Annotated in this window: 1 protein-coding gene; it reads left to right on the top strand. The window is 59.9% G+C overall.

Going from position 1 to position 501, the window contains the following annotated elements:
• Positions 1-33: 33 nt before the first annotated feature.
• Positions 34-501, top strand: a 468-nt coding sequence (locus tag NZ773_16425) for a sugar transferase (protein MCS6803509.1), incomplete at its 3' end; no start/stop codon positions are given.

Raw genomic sequence — 501 nt, 5'->3', positions numbered from 1 at the left:
CCCTGGATGTATCACCGGAAAATTGTGTCTATCATGCGGGAGTGTGAGAGGAGAAAGGTCAGTGCCCACATCGTGCCTGACCTGTTCCAGATGAGCCTGAGCCAGGTGGACGTGGACTATCTGGGGGGCATCCCTCTGGTCGGTGTGCGCGACATAGGATTCAGCAAAACGGCGCAACTGATCAAGCGGGGGATGGATATTGCCGGCGCGGTGATTGGGCTGACATTGAGCGCACCTCTGATGGCACTGATCGCGCTGGCGATCAAGCTCGACTCGCCCGGCCCGGTCATCTTCTCCCAGACCAGGGTGGGCATCGGAGGCAGGCCGTTTATGATCCACAAGTTTCGCTCCATGCACCAGAACGCGGAAAGTGAGCTTGAGCAACTGCGCGAGCTGAACGAGGCGGACGGTCCGCTCTTTAAGATCCGCGACGACCCGCGTATGACACGTGTGGGGCGTTTCCTGCGCCGCTTCAGCCTGGATGAGCTGCCGCAACTGTGG

The sequence above is a fragment of the Dehalococcoidia bacterium genome, from assembly GCA_025054935.1.
In the GTDB taxonomy this organism is placed as follows: domain Bacteria; phylum Chloroflexota; class Dehalococcoidia; order SpSt-223; family SpSt-223; genus JANWZD01.
The sequence above is the reverse complement of the archived record's forward strand: the minus strand, read 5'-3'. Positions and strand labels throughout refer to the sequence as shown.